General features: G+C 70.7%; 6 protein-coding genes. 1 reads left to right on the forward strand and 5 read right to left on the reverse strand.

The window, feature by feature from the left end:
• On the reverse strand, nt 1–83 hold an 83-nt coding region (locus AB0E19_RS25695; protein ID WP_355335748.1), incomplete at its 3' end, for a biotin carboxylase N-terminal domain-containing protein.
• A 372-nt stretch (nt 84–455) separates the two neighbouring features.
• On the opposite strand from AB0E19_RS25695, the gene AB0E19_RS25700 reads away from it, so the two are divergent.
• A complete protein-coding gene (locus tag AB0E19_RS25700; RefSeq protein WP_362184549.1) occupies nt 456–893 on the forward strand; it encodes a hypothetical protein in 438 nt (145 codons plus the stop codon).
• 7 nt (nt 894–900) lie between these two features.
• On the opposite strand, the gene AB0E19_RS25705 is transcribed toward AB0E19_RS25700, so the two are convergent.
• The 4 genes from AB0E19_RS25705 to AB0E19_RS25720 all read right to left on the reverse strand — a co-directional run.
• On the reverse strand, nt 901–1,524 hold the full coding sequence (locus tag AB0E19_RS25705) for a nucleoside triphosphate pyrophosphatase (RefSeq protein ID WP_360605639.1): 624 nt from the start codon (nt 1,522–1,524) through the stop codon (nt 901–903).
• Between the two features lie 13 nt (nt 1,525–1,537).
• Nucleotides 1,538–1,666: a hypothetical protein gene (locus tag AB0E19_RS25710; RefSeq protein WP_362184550.1), complete on the reverse strand. Its 129-nt coding sequence runs from the start codon at nt 1,664–1,666 to the stop codon at nt 1,538–1,540.
• A gap of 163 nt (nt 1,667–1,829) precedes the next feature.
• Entirely contained in the window at nt 1,830–2,042 is a 213-nt protein-coding gene (locus AB0E19_RS25715) for an acyl-CoA carboxylase subunit epsilon (RefSeq protein ID WP_169087541.1), read from the reverse strand.
• A gap of 20 nt (nt 2,043–2,062) precedes the next feature.
• Nucleotides 2,063–3,268: acyl-CoA carboxylase subunit beta (locus tag AB0E19_RS25720; protein WP_362184551.1), on the reverse strand; the 1,206-nt coding region annotated here is incomplete at its 5' end.

Here is a 3,268-nt window from a genome sequence, read left to right on the forward strand (position 1 = left end):
ACGCTCGCGATCCCGGCATCCCGGCAGGCACGGGCGACACGAACAGCGATTTCGCCACGGTTGGCGATGAGCACCTTGCGCACGATGGCTCCCTCCTTGAAACAAGCTGAGTTTAGGGACTACCGACACGGCCCCTCGACCCGTGTCCCTGGGTGAGCTTGCCCACATAGAGGGTCGCTCGAAGTTTCCTCGGGTCGTGAAATCCCTTGTCGCACCACGGTACGCAGGGTTCCTTTACGGCACAGTAGCTCCGAGGTGTGGCGCAGGTCTCTGTTCGTGGAGCCAGTCGCCATTCGGGTTTCTTTGTGGAGTCCCTACGAATGGCGCAATGATTCTTTGCCGGAACGTCGGCCTTCGGCCATGCGGCGCACACTCTTGTCCGGACGTTTACTGGCCAGTAGCCTTCGCGCTGTCGACCGTACTGTCGGTAACAGGCGAATCCAGGGGGTGGCCGAGTGGCCCGCAGACCGATCGCACTCGTCACGGCCGCCGTGCTTCTGGTGGAGGCACCGGCCATCGTCGGCCTCAACGCGATCATGGCGCGTTTCGTGGAGGTCCAGTCGATGTCCCTCGACGGACTCGACCCCGACCACATGGTCACCGGCACCTGGGCCCTCGGCATCGGCTCCGGTGCCGCCCTCGCGCTCTGCTCGCTCGTCGCCGCGCTCGCGGGGATCCGCGACCGCCGCCCCGGCCGCTTCGGCCGGGGGCTGCTCATCGGCTGCGCGGTCGTCCACGGCGTCCTCGGCGCGGTCGCCGTCGGCCTGATCGGCTGGCACGCCTTCGCCTTCCTCATGACCGTCGTGGGGCTCGTCGTGCTCACCCTGGTCATGTACGGGAAGGAGGGCGCGGCCCCGGAGCCGTCCAAGGCCCCGGAGCCGGCGGAGGCCTGACGGGAGCTCAGGCGCTCCAGAGCTCGGTGATCCCCACGTCCAGCTTGGCGAGGAGCCGGCGCAGCAGCGGCAGCGACAGGCCGATCACATTGCCCGGGTCGCCGTCGATGCCGTCGATGAACGGCGCCGAGCGGCCGTCCAGCGTGAACGCGCCCGCCACGTGCAGTGGTTCGCCGCTCGCCACGTACGCCGCGACCTCCGCGTCCGTCGGCTCGCCGAACCGCACCACCGTCGAGGCCGTCGCCGACTCGTACCGCTTGGCGCGCGTGTCGTACACGCAGTGACCCGTCTGCAGGATGCCGACCCGGCCGCGCATCTCCTTCCAGCGGGCGGTGGCCTCGGTGGCGTCGGCGGGCTTGCCCAGCGCCCGGCCGTCGAATTCGAGCACCGAGTCGCAGCCGATCACCAGCGCGCCGCTCACCTCCGGGCGGGCCGCCACGTGCGCCGCCTTGGCCTCCGCGAGCGCCAGCGCGAGTTCGGCCGGGGTGGGGGCGTGGACCTTGGACTCGTCGACCCCGCTGACGATCACCTCGGGCGCGAGGCCGGCCTGCCGGAGCAGACCGAGCCGGGCGGGGGAGGCGGAGGCGAGGACGAGCCGGCGGGGCGTGCCGCCCGGGTGATCAGCAGTCATGGGGGCAGCGTACTCAGCGCGGGCCCACGACGAGCATCAGGACGACCATGGCCAGCGCCAGGATCACACCGGACCTGCGCAACATGGCCTGTGCCTCGCGCAGGAACTTCGGCGGCTTGTTCTCCGGGTCCGACCACAGCATGCCCCGATCCTGCCGCCGGGCCGCCCGGAACGCCTGAGTACGGATACTCAACCGGCCCCGTGACCGTGCGGGAGCGGGTGCGTCGAAGGCCGGACCCCCCGCACAAGGGGCCCGGCCTTCGCCTCGGTCATGCCGCGCGCGCCGTCCGCGCGCGTCCCGTCCGTCAGACCGGCCAGTAGGACCGGGCCCAGGCCCGCGGGCCCGGGCGGGGCCGGGTCGAGCGGGCGATGCGTGACGGGTCCGACCAGCCTTCCGGTACCGCCGGGCCGAGGCCCGAGGCGGCAGCCGCCGCCGTGGCCGCGGCCCGGGCCTGGACCACCGCCAGTGCGGCGGCCAGCTCCTCGGGCGTCGGGTTGCCTCGTACGACCTTGATCATCGTGCTGTCCCTCCCGAGGGCTAGAGCGGGATGTTGCCGTGCTTCTTCGGGGGCAGGGATTCCCGCTTCGTCCGCAGCTGACGCAGACCCTTGACGATCTGCGACCGGGTCTCGGACGGCAGGACCACCCCGTCGATGTAACCGCGCTCGGCCGCGATGTACGGGTTGAGCAGGGTGTCCTCGTACTCCTGGATCAGCCGCGCCCGCACCGCCTCGACGTCCTCGCCGTTCGCCTCCGCCTCCGCGATCGTGCGGCGGTGCAGGATGTTGACGGCGCCCTGCGCGCCCATGACCGCGATCTGCGCCGTCGGCCACGCGAGGTTCAGGTCGGCGCCCAGGTGCTTGGAGCCCATGACGTCGTACGCGCCGCCGAAGGCCTTGCGGGTGATGACCGTGATCAGCGGGACGGTCGCCTCGGCGTAGGCGTAGATCAGCTTCGCGCCGCGCCGGATGATGCCGCCGTACTCCTGGTCCACGCCCGGCAGGAAGCCCGGCACGTCCACGAAGGTGAGGACCGGGATGTTGAAGGCGTCGCAGGTGCGCACGAACCGCGCGGCCTTCTCGGAGGCGTCGATGTCCAGGCAGCCGGCGAACTGCATCGGCTGGTTGGCGACGACGCCGACCGGGAAGCCCTCCACCCGGCCGAAGCCGGTCAGGATGTTCGGCGCGAAGAGCGCCTGGGTCTCCAGGAACTCGCCGTCGTCCACGACGTGCTCGATGACCTTGTGCATGTCGTACGGCTGGTTCGCCGAGTCCGGGATGAGCGTGTCGAGCTCCAGGTCCTCGCCCGACACCTCGGTCTCCGCCGTCTCCGGGAAGGCCGGGGCCTCGGAGAGGTTGTTCGACGGCAGGTACGACAGCAGCTGCTTGACGTACTCGACGGCGTCCTTCTCGTCCCCCGCCATGTGGTGCGCCACGCCCGAGGTCGCGTTGTGCGTCCGGGCGCCGCCCAGCTCCTCGAAGCCCACGTCCTCGCCGGTCACCGTCTTGATGACGTCCGGACCCGTGATGAACATGTGCGAGGTCTGGTCCACCATCACCGTGAAGTCGGTGATCGCGGGGGAGTACACCGCGCCGCCCGCGCAGGGGCCCACGACCAGGGAGATCTGCGGGATCACCCCGGAGGCGTAGGTGTTGCGGCGGAAGATCTCGCCGTACATCCCGAGCGCGCTCACGCCCTCCTGGATGCGGGCGCCGCCGGAGTCGTTGATGCCGACGACCGGGCA

It is taken from the genome of Streptomyces sp. NPDC047974 (genome assembly GCF_040653375.1).
Taxonomy (GTDB): domain Bacteria; phylum Actinomycetota; class Actinomycetes; order Streptomycetales; family Streptomycetaceae; genus Streptomyces.